The 18418-nt window shown below is 74.5% G+C and carries 19 protein-coding genes; 10 read left to right on the top strand and 9 right to left on the bottom strand.

What is annotated here, in order from left to right:
- Window positions 1-60: 60 nt before the first annotated feature.
- Complete coding sequence (locus ACFUUZ_RS17875; protein ID WP_378697440.1) at window positions 61-687, bottom strand: TetR/AcrR family transcriptional regulator; 627 nt, start codon at window positions 685-687, stop codon at window positions 61-63.
- Window positions 688-784: 97 nt separating this feature from the next.
- Between ACFUUZ_RS17875 and ACFUUZ_RS17870 the strand changes: the two genes are divergently transcribed.
- Genes ACFUUZ_RS17870 through ACFUUZ_RS17855 form a run of 4 tightly spaced genes read left to right on the top strand, consistent with a single transcriptional unit; the run spans window position 785 to window position 4134 of the window.
- The gene (locus tag ACFUUZ_RS17870; protein WP_378697438.1) at window positions 785-1771 is read left to right on the top strand and encodes an alpha/beta hydrolase; all 987 of its coding nucleotides are present in this window, start codon (window positions 785-787) and stop codon (window positions 1769-1771) included.
- 22 nt (window positions 1772-1793) lie between these two features.
- Window positions 1794-2462: a hypothetical protein gene (locus tag ACFUUZ_RS17865; RefSeq protein ID WP_378697436.1), complete on the top strand. Its 669-nt coding sequence runs from the start codon at window positions 1794-1796 to the stop codon at window positions 2460-2462.
- On the top strand, window positions 2459-3265 hold the full coding sequence (locus ACFUUZ_RS17860) for an SDR family NAD(P)-dependent oxidoreductase (protein ID WP_378697435.1): 807 nt from the start codon (window positions 2459-2461) through the stop codon (window positions 3263-3265). The genes ACFUUZ_RS17865 and ACFUUZ_RS17860 overlap by 4 nt, the downstream gene beginning before the upstream one ends.
- 35 nt (window positions 3266-3300) lie before the next feature.
- Complete coding sequence (locus tag ACFUUZ_RS17855) at window positions 3301-4134, top strand: SDR family NAD(P)-dependent oxidoreductase (RefSeq protein WP_378697433.1); 834 nt, start codon at window positions 3301-3303, stop codon at window positions 4132-4134.
- On the opposite strand, the gene ACFUUZ_RS17850 is transcribed toward ACFUUZ_RS17855, so the two are convergent.
- Window positions 4080-5579, bottom strand: coding sequence for a Mur ligase family protein (locus tag ACFUUZ_RS17850; protein ID WP_378697431.1), 1500 nt, complete (start codon window positions 5577-5579; stop codon window positions 4080-4082). The two genes, ACFUUZ_RS17855 and ACFUUZ_RS17850, sit on opposite strands and share 55 nt — an antisense overlap.
- Window positions 5580-5817: 238 nt before the next feature.
- Here ACFUUZ_RS17850 and ACFUUZ_RS17845 point away from each other — a divergent pair, with 238 nt between their 5' ends.
- Window positions 5818-7029: an acyl-CoA dehydrogenase family protein gene (locus tag ACFUUZ_RS17845; RefSeq protein ID WP_378697429.1), complete on the top strand. Its 1212-nt coding sequence runs from the start codon at window positions 5818-5820 to the stop codon at window positions 7027-7029.
- Window positions 7026-8042 carry a phosphotransferase family protein gene (locus ACFUUZ_RS17840; RefSeq protein WP_378697427.1) on the top strand — a complete coding sequence of 339 codons (1017 nt, stop codon included), beginning with the start codon at window positions 7026-7028 and terminating at the stop codon, window positions 8040-8042. Before ACFUUZ_RS17845 ends, ACFUUZ_RS17840 begins: the two co-directional genes overlap by 4 nt.
- Window positions 8043-8046: 4 nt before the next feature.
- On the opposite strand, the gene ACFUUZ_RS17835 is transcribed toward ACFUUZ_RS17840, so the two are convergent.
- Both ACFUUZ_RS17835 and ACFUUZ_RS17830 read right to left on the bottom strand, forming a co-directional pair.
- A complete protein-coding gene (locus ACFUUZ_RS17835; RefSeq protein WP_378697423.1) occupies window positions 8047-8595 on the bottom strand; it encodes a TetR family transcriptional regulator in 549 nt (182 codons plus the stop codon).
- A complete protein-coding gene (locus ACFUUZ_RS17830) occupies window positions 8592-10535 on the bottom strand; it encodes an MFS transporter (RefSeq protein WP_378697421.1) in 1944 nt (647 codons plus the stop codon). The genes ACFUUZ_RS17835 and ACFUUZ_RS17830 overlap by 4 nt, the downstream gene beginning before the upstream one ends.
- Before the next feature lie 95 nt (window positions 10536-10630).
- On the opposite strand from ACFUUZ_RS17830, the gene ACFUUZ_RS17825 reads away from it, so the two are divergent.
- From ACFUUZ_RS17825 to ACFUUZ_RS17815, 3 genes are read left to right on the top strand one after another with little or no spacing between them, the layout of a single operon-like run.
- Window positions 10631-11707, top strand: coding sequence for an enoyl-CoA hydratase-related protein (locus ACFUUZ_RS17825; RefSeq protein WP_378697419.1), 1077 nt, complete (start codon window positions 10631-10633; stop codon window positions 11705-11707).
- A gap of 8 nt (window positions 11708-11715) precedes the next feature.
- On the top strand, window positions 11716-13095 hold the full coding sequence (locus ACFUUZ_RS17820; protein WP_378697417.1) for a CoA transferase: 1380 nt from the start codon (window positions 11716-11718) through the stop codon (window positions 13093-13095).
- Window positions 13092-14495 (top strand): amidohydrolase family protein, encoded by a 1404-nt coding sequence (locus tag ACFUUZ_RS17815; protein ID WP_378697415.1) that lies wholly within the window; start codon window positions 13092-13094, stop codon window positions 14493-14495. Before ACFUUZ_RS17820 ends, ACFUUZ_RS17815 begins: the two co-directional genes overlap by 4 nt.
- A 46-nt stretch (window positions 14496-14541) precedes the next feature.
- On the opposite strand, the gene ACFUUZ_RS17810 is transcribed toward ACFUUZ_RS17815, so the two are convergent.
- The 4 genes from ACFUUZ_RS17810 to ACFUUZ_RS17795 are packed head-to-tail and all read right to left on the bottom strand — an operon-like array spanning window position 14542 to window position 17137.
- Window positions 14542-15108: a nuclear transport factor 2 family protein gene (locus ACFUUZ_RS17810; RefSeq protein ID WP_378697413.1), complete on the bottom strand. Its 567-nt coding sequence runs from the start codon at window positions 15106-15108 to the stop codon at window positions 14542-14544.
- A gap of 10 nt (window positions 15109-15118) precedes the next feature.
- Entirely contained in the window at window positions 15119-16114 is a 996-nt protein-coding gene (locus ACFUUZ_RS17805) for an NAD-dependent epimerase/dehydratase family protein (RefSeq protein WP_378697411.1), read from the bottom strand.
- 2 nt (window positions 16115-16116) lie between these two features.
- Window positions 16117-16683 (bottom strand): TetR/AcrR family transcriptional regulator, encoded by a 567-nt coding sequence (locus tag ACFUUZ_RS17800; protein ID WP_378697409.1) that lies wholly within the window; start codon window positions 16681-16683, stop codon window positions 16117-16119.
- A 40-nt stretch (window positions 16684-16723) separates the two neighbouring features.
- Window positions 16724-17137, bottom strand: a complete 414-nt coding sequence (locus ACFUUZ_RS17795) for a low affinity iron permease family protein (RefSeq protein WP_378697407.1) — start codon at window positions 17135-17137, stop codon at window positions 16724-16726.
- 102 nt (window positions 17138-17239) lie between these two features.
- Between ACFUUZ_RS17795 and ACFUUZ_RS17790 the strand changes: the two genes are divergently transcribed.
- Entirely contained in the window at window positions 17240-17770 is a 531-nt protein-coding gene (locus ACFUUZ_RS17790) for an NUDIX domain-containing protein (protein ID WP_378697405.1), read from the top strand.
- Between the two features lie 26 nt (window positions 17771-17796).
- Here the strand turns inward: ACFUUZ_RS17790 and ACFUUZ_RS17785 are convergent, their stop codons facing one another.
- Window positions 17797-18405, bottom strand: coding sequence for a dihydrofolate reductase family protein (locus ACFUUZ_RS17785; protein ID WP_378697403.1), 609 nt, complete (start codon window positions 18403-18405; stop codon window positions 17797-17799).
- Between the last annotated feature and the right edge of the window lie 13 nt (window positions 18406-18418).

The following is an 18418-nucleotide window of genomic DNA, read 5'->3' as shown; positions in this document are numbered from 1 at the left end:
GCTTCAATATGAAGCGCATGTTTCAACTTGTGGCCCGCCCTTGTCAAGGGCCCGTCCCCGTCAGCCCTGCTCGCGCACCGCCCCGAGCACCGCGAAGACCACCGAGACCGCCGTCTCGGCGAGCCGGTCGCGCCCGACCGGGAGCCGCCCGTCGGTCCACTCCAGGTAGAGCGAGACCAGGCTGCCGCCGAGCGCGGCCGCCCCGAGCGCCAGATCCTCGTCGCCCGCCGGGACCACCGCGCCCGCCTCGGCCCCGAGCACCGGGATGAGCAGCCGGAGGAAGGCGGGGGCGCGGTCGGCGCTGTGCGCGCGCAGGGTGTCGTCGGCGAGCGGTTCGCGGAGCAGGATGCGGGCGCGGCCGGGGTCCTCCTCGAAGTACCGCGCGCAGATCTCGAAGATCTCCCTGATGGCGGCGCGCAGCCCGGCGGCGACGGAGACTTCGCGCATGCGCTCGAAGAGCCGCGTCTCCACCCGGTCGTAGACCGCGATCACGAGATCCTCGCGGGTGTCGAAGGTTTCGTAGAAGTAGCGCGGGCTCAGGTTGGTCTGCCGCATGACGGCGCGGGTGGTAACGGCGGCGGCGCCGCCGGTGCCGAGCAGTTCCTCGCCCACGTCCAGCATCTGCTCGCGGCGATCCAGGGAGCGGTCCCGCAGGGTCTGCCCGCGCCACAGCTTCGGAGAGCTCATGCGGCGATCCTCCCATCCCGGGCCGGTATTGACATCAACCGTTTCAAGATGAAACGCTTGCTTCATCTTCTTCGGAGGCCCCAGAGAGGCGACGCCCATGACTCCACCGGCCCGGCACCACTTCGGCGCAGGCGCGCGGCGCAGGCCCAGCCTGCGTTCCCAGCTCGCGACCACCGCGGTGCGCGGGCTGGTGCGCCCGGCGCTGAGCCTGCTGCCCCTCTCGCCGCTGGTACTGCGCGCGACCCCGCTGGTCGACCTCGGGGCCAGGCTGCTCCCGGTGCGCACCGCCGTCCGGGTCGAGCCGGTCGCCGACGGCGCCGTGCGCGGCGCGATCGTGCGCGCCGCGAGGGTGCCGGACGGCTTCGGCGCGGGCGCGCTGCTCTACTTCCACGGCGGCGGCTTCGTCGCGGGCGGGCTGCACACGCACCGGCGCTTCGCCGCCGAGCTCTCCGCGGCCACCGGGCTGCCGGTGCTGCAGGTGCGCTACCGGTACCTGCCCGCCGCGACGGTGCCGGAGTCGGTGCGGGACTGCCTCGCCGGGTACCGCTGGCTGCTGGAGCGCGGCGCGACCCCGGAGTCGGTCGTCTTCGCCGGTGACTCGGTCGGCGGCTTCCTCTCGCTGAGCACCGCCATCGCCGCCGCCGCCGCGCAGTTGCCCGCCCCGGCCGCGGTGGTCGCGCTCAGCCCCTGGCTCGACCTGGACCTGACCACCAAGCTCGCGCACCGCAATGCCGCCACCGAGGCGTACCTGCCGACCGCGGCCTTCCCGCGCATCGCCGAGCTGGGCTGCACCAGGGACGGCCGGGTCGACCTGACGCTCTCCCCCGTCGACGGCGCGCTGGCCGGGCTGCCGCCGACCCTGCTCGCCGCCTGCGACGACGAGTTCCTGCGGCTGGACTCCGAGGTCATGGCCGCCCGGCTCACCGCGGCGGGAGTGCCCTGCGAGCTGCACCTCTGGTACGGCCAGATCCACGCCTTCCCGGTGGTCTTCCCCTACCTGCCGGAGAGCCGCGCGCTCACCGCCGAGATCGCGCGCTTCGCCCGCGCGCACATCCGCCCCGCGGCCGCGACCGCCGCGGCCTGACGCACTCCCCGAAAGGAATCCCGTGACCTTCCCGAGCGCGATCGCCCGAGAGACCGGCGATCACCCCGCGGCGCTGCTCGACGAGCTCCGCGAACTGACCGCGACCGCCCCCGCCAGGGCCCGCCTCGCCTGCTGGGACCACGTGCTCGCGGCAAGCGCCGCCGACGACCGCGCACTGCTCGACGCGCTCTTCGCCGCGGGCACCGCGCCGGAGCTGCACGGCGACTACGAGGGCATCGTGGTCGGCAAGCTCTTCGGCATCCCGGCGCTGGCGCTGCTCAACCCGGTGGTGGCGATCGAGCCCGGCTGGGTCGGCAAGAGCTTCGACGCCGCCACCGGCACCGGCGCCAACCGCCTGAACCGGCTCGCCTACCTCGCGCTGCGCGCGGCGGTCCCCGGGTACCGGGGCTGGGTGCGCACCGGCTCGGTGTACCGCGGCTTCCGCTTCACGCACCGGGTCGAGAAGGCGATCCTGGCCCCGCACAACCAGGTCGTCGCGGTCACCTACACCGACCCGGCGCTCGGCAACCCCGGCAGCCGGGTGGTGCCGATGGAGCGGGTGCGGGACGAGATCGTCGAGCTGGTGCCCGGCGTGTACCTCGGCCGGGCGCAGATGATCTCGACCGCCGGCGTGGTCCGCGCGATCGGCTACTTCGCCATGCGCGCGCCGCGGCCGGAGGTGCGGCGATGACCCGGCTGGACGGCGTGACGGCCTGCGTCACCGGTGGGGCGCGCGGTATCGGCAGGGCCACCGCGCTGGCGCTCGCCACCCGTGGCGCCCGGGTCTGGATCGGCGACATCGACGCGACCGCGGCCGAGGCGACGGCCGCCGAGATCGGCGGGCACGCGGCCCCGCTGGACGTCACCGACCCGGAGAGCTTCGCCGCCTTCCTGGCCGCCGCGACGGCGAGCGGGCCGGTGGAGATCCTGGTCAACAACGCGGGCATCATGCGGCTCGCCCCCTTCCTCGAGCTCGACCTCCCCGGGCACCACCGGGAGCTGGCGATCAATGTCGGCGGGGTGGTGAACGGGATGAGCCTGGCGCTGCCGGACATGGTGGCGCGCGGGCGCGGCCACATCGTGAACGTCGCGTCGATGGCGGCCAAGGTGACCACGCCCGGCGCGGCGGTCTACTGCGCCTCCAAGTTCGCCGTCGCCGCGCTCTCCCGCGCGGTCCGCGCCGAGCTGGACGGCACCGGGGTCACCGTCACCACCGTCATGCCCGCCGCCGTGCACACCGAACTCACCTCCGGGGTGAACCTGGCGCTGCAGCCGACGCTGCAACCCGGCGAGGTGGGCGAGGCCATCGCCGACACCGTGCGGCACCGGCGCGCCGAGGTGACCATCCCGCGCTGGCTGGCACCGATGGGCACGGTCGAGCAGGGCGTCCCGGAGGCGGCGCTGCGCGCGGTCAAGCGCCGCTTCGTCGGCCGCGACCCCGGGCAGTACGACGCCAAGCGGCGCCGCGCCTACCTGGACCGCATCGACGGCTGAGCCGCGCGGCCGATCGAATCCCGAACGGAGAGAACATGTCCGAGCAGTACCGCGGTCGCGTCGCCGTCGTCACCGGCGCCGCGTCCGGGATGGGCCGCAGCATGGCGGCCGAACTCGCGCGCCGGGGAGCGCGGCTCGCGCTCTGCGACGTCGACGCCGACGGCCTGGCCGAGACCGCGAACGGGTGCCGCGCGCTCGGCGCCGAGGTCGAGACCGGCGTCGTCGACGTCGCCGAGTACGAGCAGGTGCTGCGGTTCGCCGAGGCGGTGGTCGCGCGGTTCGGCGCGGTGCACGACCTGTTCAACAACGCCGGGGTCGGCTTCGCCGGGACCGTGTCGAACAGCGATGTCAAGGACCTCGCCCGGGTCATGGACATCGACTACTGGGGCGTCGTGCACGGGACGAAGGCGTTCCTGCCGCACCTGATCGCCTCCGGCGCCGGGCGGATCGCGAACACCTCCAGCATCTTCGGGCTGTTCGCCGCGCCCACACAGAGCGCCTACAACGCCGCCAAGTTCGCGGTGCGCGGCTTCACCGAATCGCTGCGGCTGGAGATGCTGCTCGCCGGGCAGCCGGTGACCGTGTCCTGCGTGCACCCCGGCGGCGTCCGCACCCCGATCGCGACCAGGGCGACCGGCACCGATCCGGGTGAGCTGGCGCACCTGGCCCAGCTCTTCGACCGGATGGCCCGCACCGACCCCGACCGGGCGGCGCGGACCATCCTCGACGCAACCGCCCGCGGCCGGGCCAGGATCCTGGTCGGGGCCGATGCCCACGCCACCGACCTGCTGGTTCGGGTGCTCGGCTCGGCGTATCAGCGCCCGCTGGCCCGGCTCGCCGCCCGGCTGCTCGGGTCGAGCGGGGGCTGACGCTCGGTGAGCGCGGCCGCCAGCTCGGCGCGGTCGTCGAAGTGCCTGGTCGCGGCGGCGTAGCGCTGGACGGTGTCGGCGCCGCGGCCCGCGAGCAGCAGCAGGTCGCCGGGGCGGGCCGCGGCGACCGCGTGCCGGATGGCGGCGCCGCGGTCGGCGATCTCCACGGCCTCGCCGCCGGTGGCGCCCGCGAGCACCTGGCGGCGCAGCTCGGCGGCGGGTTCGTGCTCGGGGCTCTCGTCGGTGACCACCACGAGGTCTGCGCGGTGCGCCGCGGTCCGGCCGAGCACCGCGCGCTTGCCGGGATCGCGGTCGCCGGTCGCGCCGATCACCACGATGAGTCTGCCCGCGGTGGCGGTCCTGGCCCAGGCCAGCACCGCGCGCTGGCCGTCCTCGTTGTGCGCGTAGTCGACGAAGGCCAGGAAGTCCTGCCCGACGTCGACCCGCTCGAGCCGCCCCGGCACCACCCCGAGTTCGGCCATGCCCGCCGCGGCGAGCTCGGGGTCGAACCCGGCGCCCGCCAGCACCGCCAGCGCGGTCAGGGCATTGCGCGCCTGGTGGGTGCCGAGCAGCCGCAGCCGCACCGGGAAGGAGCCGTCGGGGCCGTGCGCGCGGAAGCTCGTCCCGGTCAGCCCGGCGCGGATGTCGGTGGCCCACCAGTCCGCCGCGACGCCGGGCGTGGTGCTGCAGGTGACGGTCGGCAGCAGCGCCCGCCGGGCCAGCCGCAGCCCCCAGGCGTCGTCGACGGCGACCACCGCGCGCTCGCTGCGCGCCGGGTCGAAGAGCGCGGCCTTGGCCGCGAAGTAGCTCTCCATCGAGCCGTGGTGGTCCAGGTGGTCGCGGGCCAGCCCGGTGAAGGCGGCGCAGGCGAAGTGCGTGCCGTCCACCCGGTGCTCGGTGAGGCCGTGCGACGACACCTCGAGCACCGCGGCGCGGGCGCCGTCGGCCCGGCAGCGGGCCAGGTGCCTGGCGATCACGTCGGCCTCGGGGGTGGTACGGCTCGCGGGTTCGGAGCGAGCGGGGGTCCTGGCGACGATCCCGCCGAGCAGCCCGCGCGGGACCCCGGCGCCCGCGAGTCCGGCGTCGAGCAGGTAGGTGGTCGAGGTCTTGCCGTTGGTGCCGGTCACCCCGAAGACCGGCAGGTGCCGCGAGGGGTCGCCGTGCAGCAGCGCGGCCAGCGGGCCGAGCGCGGGGCGCGGGGCGGCGACGACCAGGGTCGGGATGGCACGCGCGGGCCGGTCGCTGACCACCGCCACCGCGCCGCGCAGCAGCGCCTGCTCCGCGAAGTCGAGGCCGTGGTGGCGCTGTCCGGGCAGCGCGAACCAGAGCATGCCCGGCTCGACCGCCCGCGAGTCGGCGGTGACGTCGGTGACGACCTCGGCCCCGGTCCCCGGCGGGAGCGGGCAGCGCAGACGACGGGCGATCTCGGCGAGCGTGAGGGGCACCGGGCATTCCTTCCGACCGCGAGAGCCCGGCGGGCCCTCGCCAGAGGTGGTTCGGCACGGAATGCCCCGCGGAGCGGTGGCTACGCCTCCCGATCGCGCCCGGGGGGACGTCGGCAATCATCGAGTAGCCGAATCCGGGTGACCACACCTCCCTGGGCGGTCCGCACGGCGGCAAGTTAGGCTAATGGTCATTAGCCCGCACCCGGCCGAGGGGCGGGCGAGACCCGACGGGAGCGTCATGACCGTGGAGCTGTCGTATTCGGACGAGGTCACCGGCCTCGTCGCCCGCACCGAGGCCTTCGTGCGGGAGGTGGTGCTCCCGGTCGAGGACGCGAACGGCGGGGACATCGCCGTCGCGGGCTCCGACAAGATCCGGGTCGAGCTGCAGGGCGAGGCAAAGAGCCGCGGCATCTTCGCCCCGCACGCGCCGGTCGAGTACGGCGGGCTCGGGCTGGACATGAGCGACCGCGCCCCGGTCTTCGAGGCCGCGGGCTACTCGCTCTTCGGCCCGCTCGCGGTGAACATCGCCGCGCCGGACGAGGGCAACCTGCACCTGCTCGCGCACGTCGCCAGCCAGGGGCAGAAGGAGCAGTTCCTGGCGCCGCTGGCGCACGGCGACCAGCGCTCCGCCTTCGCCATGACCGAGCCCGCGCCGGGGGCGGGCTCCGACCCCTCCGCGCTCACCACCCGCGCGGAGAAGGCGCCCGGCGGCTGGAAGATCAACGGCCACAAGTGGTTCATCACCGGCGCGGACGGCGCCGGGTTCTTCATCGTCATGGCCCGCACCTCCGGCGCGCCCGGCGACCGCGGCGGCGCCACCATGTTCCTCACCCCGGCCGACGCGCCGGGGCTGCGGGTGGACCGGCACATCGGCACGCTGGACAAGTCCATGATCGGCGGGCACTGCGAGGTCTTCTTCGACGATCTCTTCGTCCCCGACGAGGCGGTGCTCGGCGCCGTCGACGAGGGCTTCGCCTACGCCCAGGTGCGGCTCGGCCCGGCCCGCATGACGCACGTCATGCGCTGGCTCGGCGCCGCGCGCCGCGCGCACGACATCGCCGTCGCGCACGTGGCGCGGCGCCGCGGCTTCGGCTCGGCGCTCGGCGATCTCGGCATGGTGCAGCAGCTGGTCGCCGACAACGAGATCGATATCGCCGCCACCCGGGCCCTGCTGGTCCGCGCCTGCTGGGAGCTGGACCAGGGCGACGCCGCCGCGAACGCGACGGCCATCGCCAAGACCTTCGGCGCCGAGGCCATCGGCCGGATCGTGGACCGCTCGGTGCAGATGTGCGGCGGGCTCGGCGTCTCCGACGACCTGCCGCTGGCCCGGCTCTCCCGCGAGGTCCGGCCGTTCCGGGTCTACGACGGGCCGTCCGAGGTGCACCGCTGGGCGCTGGCCAAGCGCGTCGTCGGCGCCGCCAAGCGGGCCGCGCGGGAGCAGGCGCAGTGACCGCCACCGTGCACGAGGGGCTGGACCTGGCCGCGCTGCACCGGTTCCTCACCGAGCGGGACGTGGCGATCGAGGGCGAGCTGCGGGCCGAGCTCATCTCCGGCGGCAAGTCCAACCTGACCTTCCTGGTGGCCGACGACCGCACCCGCTGGGTGCTGCGCCGCCCGCCCACCGCCGGGCTCACCCCGTCGGCGCACGACATGGCCCGCGAGTACCGGGTCTGCGCCGCGCTGCGGGGCAGCGGCGTCCCGGTGGCGCCGACCGTCGCGCTCTGCACCGACGAGCAGGTCATGGGCGCGCAGTTCGCGGTCACCGGGTTCGTCGAGGGGCGGGTCGTACGCACCGCCGACGACCTGGACGCCTTCTCCGACGCCGAGATCACCGCCTGCACCGACGAGCTGATCCGGGTGCTGGCGGCGCTGCACGAGGTCGAGCCGGGCGAGGTCGGGCTGGCCGGCTTCGGGCGCCCGGAGGGGTACCTGACCAGGCAGGTCGCGCTCTGGGCGCGACAGTGGGAGCGGGTGCGGACGCGCGAGCTGCCGGACCTGCACCGGCTGCACGACCGGCTCGCCGCCGCGATCCCCGCGCACTCGGCCGTCTCGATCGTGCACGGCGACTACCGCATCGACAACACCATCCTGGCCGCGCCGGGGCGGGTCGCGGCGGTGGTGGACTGGGAGCTCTCCACGCTCGGCGACCCGCTCGCCGACCTGGCCCAGATGTGCACCTACCGGCACTCCGCGCTCGACGCCATCATCGGCGAGACCGCGGCGTGGACCAGCGCCAGGCTGCCCGGCGCCGACGCGATCGCGCAGCGGTACGCCGAGCGCACCGGGCGCGACCTCGGCGACTGGGGCTTCTACCTGGGGCTGGCGCACCTCAAGCTGGCGGTGATCGCCGAGGGGATCACGCACCGGCACCGGGCCGGGGCCACCGAGGGCGACGGGTTCGAGCACGCGCACCGGGCGGTCGAGCCGCTGGTCGCGGCCGGGCTGGCGGCGCTGGGCGAGTAGGTGCTCACCCCTCTCCGTCGATGATCCGCTGGACCAGCGCGCCGTAGCGCCGGATCAGCGTCTCGTCGTCGATGGCGGCGGGGTCGAGCAGCTCGAGGTGCCGGAGCGCGGCGGCGAGCCCGAGCAGCTGCGCCATGACGAGCTGGGCGCGCAGCCGGTCCGGCGCGATGTCGCCGATCCGCTCCGCCACGGCGTCCAGGTAGCGGGCGCGGACGTCGGCGCGGGTGCGCGCCGGGTCGTCGGATTCCCGGATGAGCACCGGCGCCATCGCCCACGGCTCCGGCTCGTCGGCGCGGCGCCGCTCCACCAGCCGCCGCACCATGAGGAAGCCGGGCGGCTCGCCCGCGGGCGGCACCGGCTCCTCCAGCGCGGCGGCGGAGGGGTCGGCGGCGGCGAAGAGCTCGGCCTTGCTGCCGGTCAGCTTCATGACCAGGGCGGGCGAGCAGCCCGCCGCGGCGGCGACGTCCTTGATGGTGGTCGCGGTGTAGCCGCGCCGCGCGAAGAGCTCGCGCGCGGCCGCGACCACGGCGTCCCGGGAGGATCGGTCGCTCACCGGGCCGCCTGCAGCGCGTGCTCCAGCTCGAAGTCGACCGCGGTGGGCCGAGTCAGCACGGCGACGTGCCTGGTGGCGGTGCGCCGGTCGGCGGCGAGCACGGTCACCAGGTAGCGCCCGCTCGCCGGCTGCGCCAGCTCGTAGCCCCCGTCGCCGTCGGTGACCGTGGCGGCCACATACTCCCCGCTGGCCTTGACCAGGCTGACCACCGCACCCGCGCACGGCTCCCCCGCCGCGGTGACCCTGCCGTGCAGGCTGAGCCGCCGGGTCAGCACGACGCTCGGCGGCCCCGAGTCCGCGGCCAACTCCATGACCTGCGATTCCGGCGCCCACCCGTCGGCGCCGGTGATCACCAGGTACGGCCCCGGCGCGGGCAGCACCACGGTGAACTCGCCCGCGTTGTCGGCCCGCCCCCAGTCCGCGGGCTCGCCGGTGGTGCGCAGCACCGTGACGACCGCGTGCCGGATCGGCTCGCCGCCGCTGCCGCGCACCGTCCCGGTGACCACCAGCTCGTCCGGGAGCTGTTCGTCGTCGGGCACCGGGTCGGCGGGCGGCTCCACCCGCGGGATGAAGAACGCGACCGCCGTCGCCACCGCGGCCGCGACCGCCGCCATGACGAAGACCAGCTGGAAGGCGGCGAGCGCGGGCAGCCGCTCCCCGCCCACCTGGACCGTGACCGTGGTGAGCAGCGCGGAGATGAGCGCGCTGGAGATCGCGGTGCCGACCGAGCGCAGCAGCGTGTTCAGCCCGTTCGCCGACGCGGTCTCGGTGATCGGCACCGACCCCATGATCAGCATGGGCATGGCCGCGTAGGCGATGGCGGTGCCGACCACCACGAACATGGCGCCGCCGATGATCAGCGGCACCGAGCCGTTGAGCAGCGCGCGCCCCACGTAGGCGACCGCGAGCAGCCCCGTGCCGATCATGAGCGTGTACTTGGCCCCGATCCGCCCGATCATCCGCGCCGAGACCGGCGCGAACACCACCATCATGAGCCCCGCGGGCATCATGCACAGCCCCGCCGCCAGCACCGAGAGCCCGAAGCCGTACCCGGTGCTCGCGGGCATGGTCAGCTCCTGGGTGGTGGCCAGCATGTTCGCGTACATGGAGATGCCGCAGAGCAGCGCCGCGACATTGGTGAGCAGCACCGGGCGGCGCGCGGAGGTGCGCAGGTCGACCATGGGCAGGCTGACCCGCAGCTCGAACGGGAACCAGACGGCGAAGCCGAGCACCGCGACCGCCGCGGCGCCGAGCGTGTACCCGCTGGTCCAGCCCCACGCGCCGCCCTTGGAGATCACCAGCAGCAGCGCCACCAGCGCGATCGAGAGCAGCACCGCGCCGCCGACGTCGAACCGGCCGCGCGTGCGGACCGCGGATTCCGGCACCACGGCGAGCACCGCACCGAAGAGCAGCGCCGCCGCGCCCGCGGAGAGCCAGAAGATCGCTTCCCAGCCCAGGTGCTCGTAGAGCACGCCGGGCAGCGGCAGCCCCAGCGCCCCTCCGATCCCGAGCGTCGCGCTCATCAGCGCCGTCGCGCCCGCGACCTTGCCGCGCGGCAGCTCGTCGCGCAGCATGGCGATGCCGATCGGCACCAGCGCCGAGGCCAGCCCCTGCAGTCCGCGCCCGACCAGCACCGCGAGAAAGGTCCCGCCGAGCGCCGCGAGCAGCGACCCGGCCACGATGGTGGCCAGTGAGACCAGCATCATGAGCCGCTTGCCGAACATGTCCGCGAGCCGGGACAGGATCGGCGTCGCCACCGCGGCGCTGAGCAGCGTGATCGTCACCAGCCACGAGGCGCTGGGGTAGTCGACCCCGAGGATCTCCGGGAATTTGCCGAGCAGCGGCACCACCAGGGTGTGCTGCAGCGCCACCACGATCCCGGAGAGGCAGAGCACCGCGGTGAGCAGCCGATTCGGCGGCGCTTTCGCCGGACTGTGCACGGAGGCTCCTTACCGAGACGAACGAACGTTCCCCCTGAGGTGAACACACGTTCACCGCCGAGCGCAACCGGAATGCGGCGTGCGACCATCGAGCGATGACACCGGCACCGACATCGACCGCCCTCTCGGTGGCGGAGCTCGCCGACACCGCGCTCGGCTCCTCGGTCAGCACGCTCGATTCCGACGGGGTGCCGTCGACTCCGCTGCTGGTGGTCGAGCTGGACGGGACATCGTGGGACGCACCGGCGGTCGAGGCCGCGACCGCCGTGCTCGCCCACCCGGCGAGCCCGGTCGCGATCGGCGTCGCCACCCGGCGCCCACCGCCCGCGGCCGATCCGCTGCTGGCCGCGCTCACCTGCACCCTCGCGCCGGAGGAGTGGTCGCCGCTGGTGGTGGCCGAGCCGGGCAGCCTGCCGCTGATCGCCGACGCCGTGGAGCGGGCACCGCTGGCCGCGCTCGCCATGACCGGGCTGCTGCGGCTCACCGCGGCCGCGTCGGTGGCGGAGGCGCTGGTCGCGGAGTCGCTGGCCTACTCCGTGCTGCTCGCCGGTGACGAGTTCGCCGCCTGGCGGGCCGCCCGCCCGGTGCGGGCCGTGCCGGAGCCCGCCGCGCCCCCGGTGCTGGCCGAGCGCACCGGGAACCGGCTCGACCTCACGCTGAACCGCCCCGAGCGGCGCAATGCCTTCGCCCGCGGGGTCCGCGACGCCCTGTTGGAGGCGCTCGACATCGCCGCGCTCGATCCCGGCATCACCGAGGTGCACCTGCACGGCGCCGGGCCGGATTTCTGCAGCGGTGGCGACCTGGACGAGTTCGGCACCGCCACGCACGCCCCCACCTCGCACGCGGTCCGGCTGCAGCGCAGTGCCGGGTACGCGCTGCACCGGCTGGCTCGGCGGCCGGGCACCACCGTGCACGCCCACCTGCACGGGTCGTGCATCGGGGCGGGGGTCGAGGTTCCGGCCTTCGCGAACCGCGTGCACGTGGCCGCCGATACCCGGTTGCGGTTGCCGGAGTTGTCCATGGGGTTGGTGCCGGGGGCGGGCGGGACGGTCGGGGTGGTGCATCGGATCGGGCGGTGGCGGGCGGCGTGGATGGTGTTGACCGGGGCCGCCGTCGACGCCGAGACCGCGGTGCGCTGGGGGCTCGCCGACGAGTTGCGGGATTCGAGGTAGGCGCGAGCATGCCGGATACCGCCGCCGCCGAGCCCAGCGGACAGGGCGCGGGCAGGCCGGATGCCGCCGGGTGCGGCGGGCAGGAGGCCAACGTGCCGGATACCACCGCCGAGCCCAGTGGACCCGTTCGGGCGCGAGGAGCGAGAACTGGCACCGCTCCCGGCTCGGCGGGGGCAGGATCGGCGCCTGCCGCGTGGGCGCGCTCGGGCGCGATGGCGCTGACCGGCTACCCGGGCGGGCCGCCCGCGGTCACGCCCGGTTCGCCCGCGCTCGTCGTCGAGCGGGCGCTGGCGCGGGTGGCCGCCGCCGCGGCCGCCCGCACCGGCCACGCACCCGCGCTGCCTGGCGTCTCCGTGCTCGGCGAGCGCGCCGCGTTCACCGGCTTCACCCGCAACGCCCCCTGGTCGTGCGGCGGCCGCTTCCGCGCGCTACCCGCCCGCGACGGGTACGTCGGCCTGTCGCTGGCCCGCCCCGACGACATCGCGCTCGTCCCCGCGCTGGTCGAGACCGACGACTGCGCGGATCCCTGGGCCGCGCTCGCCGCGTGGGCGCGGGAACTACCGGCCCGCGCCGCCGACGAGCGCATCGCCCTGCTCGGGCTGCCCGGCGGTGCGCTGGACTCCCCCTCCGCGCGGGAACCGGTGCGCCGCGGCACCGGCGGCCGCCGAGCCCGCCGCACCGAACGGCCCCGCGTGATCGATTTCAGCGCGCTGTGGGCGGGCCCGCTCTGCACCCACCTGCTGACCCGCACCGGCGCCGAGGTGATCAAGGTCGAGAGCCGCACCCGCCCCGACGGCGCCCGCACCGGGCCTACCGGGTTCTACGACCTCATGCACCACGGGCAGTACAGCGTCACCGTCGATTTCGACGACCCCGCCGGCCGAGAGAACCTGGCCCGGCTGGTGGCGGGCGCCGACCTGGTGGTGGAGGCGTCCCGCCCGCGCGCGCTGCGCAGGCTCGGCCTCGACGCCGAGGCGCTGGTCGCTTCCGGGGTCTCGTGGCTGTCGATCACCGCGCGCGGGCGCGGGTCCGACCGGGTCGGGTTCGGCGACGACATCGCCGCCTGCGCCGGGCTGCACGGTACTGCCGACGGTACCCCGATCCCCGGCGGCGACGCGCTCGCCGACCCGCTCACCGGCGCCGTCGCCGCCGCCGAGGCGGCCGAGGCGCTGCTCGACGAGCGGGCCCGGCTCATCGATATCTCCATGCACGACCTCGCGGCCGCGGCCGCCGCCGGACCGGTCCCCGCCCACACCGTGTTTCCGCGCGACGGCCGATGGTGGGTCGAGTGCGAGGCAGGCACGTTCCCGGTCCGCGAACCCGCGCCGCGCGCAGCGGCGGGCTCGGCTCCGCCGCCGGGCGCGCACGCGCTGGAGACGTTCCTGTGAGCTGGCTGATCCGCGATGTCTCGCTGGCCGACGGAACCACCGGCGTCGACGTGCGCCTCGCCGATGCCGCAGCTCCCGAAACCGGACCGGCCCCGCACGCCGGCGTGATCACCGGAGCAGGGCCGGACCCGCTCGCCGGTGTGGTCACCGGAGCAAGGCCACGCCCGCAAGACGGCGTGGTCACCGGAGCAGAGCCGACTCCGCGCGACCGAGTGACCGCCGGAGCAGGGCCGGGTCCGCGCGGCGGGGTGATCGCCGAAGTGGGGCCGGGCCTGCGCGCCGACGGTGAGACCGAGGTCGACGGTCACGGCGCCGTGCTCCTGCCCGGCCTGCACGACCACCACATCCACCTGCACAGCACGGCGGCCTCCCGCGAATCCGTCGACTGCACAACAGGTCTCGACGCTCTGCGCGGAACGGACGCACCCCGCGTCCGTGCCGTCGGAGCAGGCGTGTCGGTCGACCGCCACACCCTGGACCGGCTCGTCCCCGACCGCCCCGTCCGCGTCCAGCACCGCTCCGGCGCCCTCTGGATGCTCAACACCGCCGCACTGGCCGAGCTCGCCCCCCTCCCCCACCTACCCGGCATCGAGCGTGACGCCTCCGGCGAACCCACCGGCCGGCTGTGGCGCCTGGACGACCTCCTGCGCGGAACTTGGCCTCGCCGAGGCGATCTCACCGCGCTGGGCCGCGAACTCACCGCGTTCGGCATCACCGGCGTCACCGACGCCACCCCGGGCCTCGCCGACGCCCCGGCCCTACCCCAGCGGGTCACCCTGCTCGGCGAGCGCAAACTGCTCCTGCACGACCACGACCTCCCCTTCTACGACGAACTCCGCGATCGAATTGCGACCCTGCACCACCGCGGCCTCCCGGTGGCCGTCCACTGCGTCACCCGGGTCTCGCTGCTCCTGACCCTGGCCGCACTGGACGAGGTCGGAATCCTGCCCGGTGACCGGATCGAGCACGGCGCCGTCATCCCCGACCCCGCCGCCCTCCGCGGCCTCACCGTCGTCACCCAACCCGCGTTCGCGGTCGCCAACCGCGAGCGCTACCGCGCCGAGGTCGACCCCGACGACCTGCCTTTCCTCTACCCCTACGCGAGGCTGCTCGCCGCGGGGGTACCGGTCCTGCCGAGCAGCGACGCCCCCTACGGCCCGCTCGACCCGTGGGAGATCATGCGCGCCGCGGCCACCCGCGAACTCGGCGCGGGCGAACGCGTCCCGGTCCGGACTGTGCTCGACGGCTTCCTGCGCGACGCCGAACTCCGCCCCCGCTCCATCACCCCCGGCGCCCCCGCCGACCTCGTCCTCCTCGCGGCGCCCCTCGACACGGCGCTCGATGCCCCGGACGGGGCCCTGGTCAGGCACGTCTGGATCGATGGCGAGCAGCTTCGCTGATCCCGACACGGGCAGCCAGGGGCCGCGCACCCGCCCGCCGCGGCCATCACCCCGCGGCGACCGACGGCGGCCACAGCGGCGACGGGGTGGCGCCGAGGGGATACCAGCCCGGCAAGCGCCCGGCGCCGGCATTCTTCGCCATCCGCTCCGAGAACTCGGCCGACACCTTCCCCGCCTTCAGCAACCGGATGTACAGGTCCGCGACGTGCCCGAAGTCGAAGAAGTCGCGCTGCCACGCCCACTTCCCGTCCCCGGCATAGCCGAACCACGACCCGCCGAGCCCGTACACCTCGTGCTCGACCCCGTCAAGGTCGGTGGCGACCTGCTTCCAGAAGCCGAGCACCTCGCCCTGCTCATCATCGACGAGCACCCGCTGGTACGGGTAGCGCCAACCGAGCAGCCCGGCCATCTCCTGGCCGAAGGCGATCTCCCGGATCTCGTCGATCCCGACGCACATGACGTCGTCGGTAGGGCCGATGTTCCAGCCGTAACTGCCGTCGGCGACGAAGAAGTCGGCCAGTGGCCGCCAGTCGCCGGTGCGCTCGGCCTCGATATTGGCCGCGAGCCAGCGGTCGACGACTTCCTGGAGTTCGGCGCGGGGGAAGCGGGGCATGGGTGTCCTTTCAGGAGCGCGTGGCGCGCAGTCGTTTCCGGTCGGCGAGCAGATCCTCGAGGGTCTGCCGGACCGGGCGGAAGGTGAGGCCGAGGTCGCGCTCGGCGGCGGAGTTGTCGGCGGGCGGCGAGTCGACGAGGTAGCGAACGCCGGCGGCGCCGAGCTTGCGCAGGCTCGGCGGGAGCCGGTCGCGGAACCGGTCGGCGAGCGTGCCCGCGGCGACCAGCGCGGCATCGGGAAGGCGGTGGTGGCGCACCCGGCGGCCACTGACCGTGCTCAGCTCGGCAGCGAGTTCGGCACCGGTGACGTGGTGCCCGGCGATCACGTAGCGCCGCGGGCCGCGACCCGGCTCGAGCAGCAGGGCATGCGCCTGCGCGACATCGCGCACGTCGGCAACGGAGAACGCCGCGCCCCGGCCGGGGATCCCGGACCGCAGGAAGGCGCCGACGGCGTCGCCGGATTCGCCGAACCGCCCGGCGACGGCAGGGCCGAGCACACTGCTCGGGTAGGTGATCACGACGGGCGCCCCATCGCGCTGCAGCCCGCGCGCGTACCGCTCGACCCGCGCCTTGGCCACCCCGTAGGCGTCGGCGCCACCGCCGGGCGGCAGGTCGGGGTGCAGCAGCGGGCAGCGCGGACGCCACAGCGCCACCGCGCTCGACACCGACACCACGGGGTCGAGCCCGGCCGCCACCGCCTGGCCGAGCACGTTCTCCGCGCCGACCACGGTGGCGCGGATCGTCCGGTCGGCGGCGGCGGGGTCGAGCGCCACCACCGCCGCCGCGTGGATGACGGCATCGCAGCCAGTCAGCGCCGCGCGCACCGATTCCGCGTCGGTCATGTCCCCGCGGACGATGTCGCTGCCGTCGAAGCCGAGTTCGGCCGCCACCGCGACGGCCCGCGCCGGGTCACGCGCGAGCAGCCGCACCTGGTGCCCGTGATGGTCCACGGCCTCGGCGGTCCACGCGCCGACGAAACCGGTCGCGCCGGTGATCAGGACCCGCATGCTCAGCCGCGCAGCAGCAGGGCGGCGACCGCGGTCAGCCGCTCGGCCAGGTCGGTGTAGGAGCCGTACTCCATGCCCGCCTGGATCATGGCGCCGCTGACGGCGATGCTCAGCGCGTCCAGGATCTCCGGCGTGCCGGAGGATCCGGCGGCGCGGCGCAACCGGCCGGTCAGCGCCGTGCCGATGCAAGTGCGCAGCCGCGCCACGTCCGGGTCGCGGCTCAGCACCGCGGCGGAGGCGGCGACGCTCAGCTCCGGCTCCTCCGACATGAGCTGCCCGAGCTCCGTGAAGACGCCGGTCAGCCGGGCCAGCGGCGCCGCGCCCTCGACCGGCTGCTCGCACCACCGCTGGACCCGGCGCCAGTACAGCTCGGTGACCAGGTGCTGCTTGGCCGAGAAGTAGCCGTAGACGGTGGCGTGCGTCAGCCCGGAGCGCCGCGCGACCTCCCGCATGGAGAGCTGGTCGTACCCCTGCTCGCGCAGCACCGCCAACCCCGCGTCGAGCACCCGATCCGCGGTATCGACCGAGCGACCGCCCAGCGAGCGGCGTCCGATTCCCGTTTCGACCATGGTCCAGACACTAGGCTATACACGTGTAAACCGGAAGGGCTCAGGACGACTCCCGCTCCTCCAGCCCGACCGCGTCGTCCAGCTCGCGGTGGTGCCTGCGCAGCTCGGGGTAGTCGACGCTGAGCTCGTCCATGAGGTCGCCGAGCGCGTCCGCGATGGCATTGAGCTTGTGCTGCACCGCGTCGTCGGAGCGGCTCTGGGTGTTCTGCAGCAGCGCCACCAGCAGGAAGGTGATGATCGTCGTGGCCGTGTTGATCACCAGCTGCCAGGTGTCGACGTCGCCGAGCACCAGGATGCTCGGCGCCCACACCAGCACCAGCACCACGCAGCAGACGAAGAACGCCGCCTTGGACACCGCCGCGCTCGCCGCGGTGGCGAAGCGGTCGAACACCGAGAGCCGCATCGAGATCTGCGACGGCATCGTCGAGCCGATCTCCTTCGTCGAGCCGTTCATCCTCGATCTCCCTTCCTCGGCGCCACCCCTCGTGACCTGGTACTACCCCGTCCCGAGCACAGCAGACCCGCCGGACGCGCCCGGCTCCGCGAGAATGGCGGGATGTCGATCAGGACGCTGTCGTCGAAGGTGATCTACAAGAACCCGTGGCTGTCGCTGCGCGAGGATCGGATCGAGCGCGAGGACGGGTCTTCGGGGATCTACTCGGTGATCGACAAGCCGGACTTCGCGCTCGTCGTCCCGATGGAGAACGACGGGTTCCACCTGGTCGAGCAGTACCGGTATCCGCTGCGGGCCCGGTCGTGGGAGTTTCCCGCGGGCGGTTTCCCGGCAGGCGTCTCCGGCACGCCGGAGCAGCTGGCCGCGGCCGAACTCGTCGAGGAGACCGGATTCACCGCGGGCCGGTGGGAACGGCTCGGCCGTGTCCACTCGGCCAACTCCATGACCGGCGAGGGGGCGGAGGTGTTCCTGGCGACGGAGCTGGTGCCGGGCGAGCCGCGCCGGGAGCAGACCGAGCAGGACATGCGGCAGCGGTGGTTCTCCCGGCGGGAGGTGGAGGGGATGATCCGCGCCGGGGTCATCACCGACGGCCCCTCACTGGCGGCCTACCTCCTGCTCCAGCTCCGCACCTGAGCCGTCGCAGTGCTCGGGTGGCAGCGCTACGAGGCCCCCGGGGCGAGCGGGGGGTGGTCGAGGACGCGGGGCTTGTACTCGACCAACTGGATGCCGCGGTCGAAGGTGCGGTGCTCGATCATCTCGAGGGCGACGTCCGGATAGCCGTCGTAGATCCGTTCCGCGCCGGTGGCACCGGTGATGACCGGGAACATCACGACCCGGAACCGGTCGACGAGCCCGGCGCGCAGCAGGGAGCGGCACAGGCTCAGGCTGCCGATCGTGCTGAGCAGCCCGAAACCGCTCGATTTGAGGGCGCGGACCGCCGCGACGGCGTCGTCCCGGACGAGTGTGGCGTTGGCCCACGTGAGGGGCTCCTCGAGCGTGGCGGAGAACACCACCTTGGTCGCCCGGGTGAGTTCGTCGACGGACGCCTCCTCCTCCGGCCGGAACTCGTCCTGGCCGTCGGGGACCCGGCCCGCGGCGAACCCCGACATCAGGCGGTAGGTGTTCGCCCCCATCAGGTAGGTGACCTCCGGCTGTTCACCGAGCCAGGCGAGGTACTCCGGCCCCTCGAGGCCCCAGAACCCGGGCCATCCTTCGCCCGAGGCGTATCCGTCGAGGGAGGTGATGAAGTCGACGAGAAGCTCCGCCATGGCAGTCTCCTTT

The organism is Nocardia sp. NPDC057353, assembly GCF_042667085.1.
GTDB lineage: Bacteria > Actinomycetota > Actinomycetes > Mycobacteriales > Mycobacteriaceae > Nocardia.
This window is presented reverse-complemented; position numbering and strand designations above follow the sequence as displayed.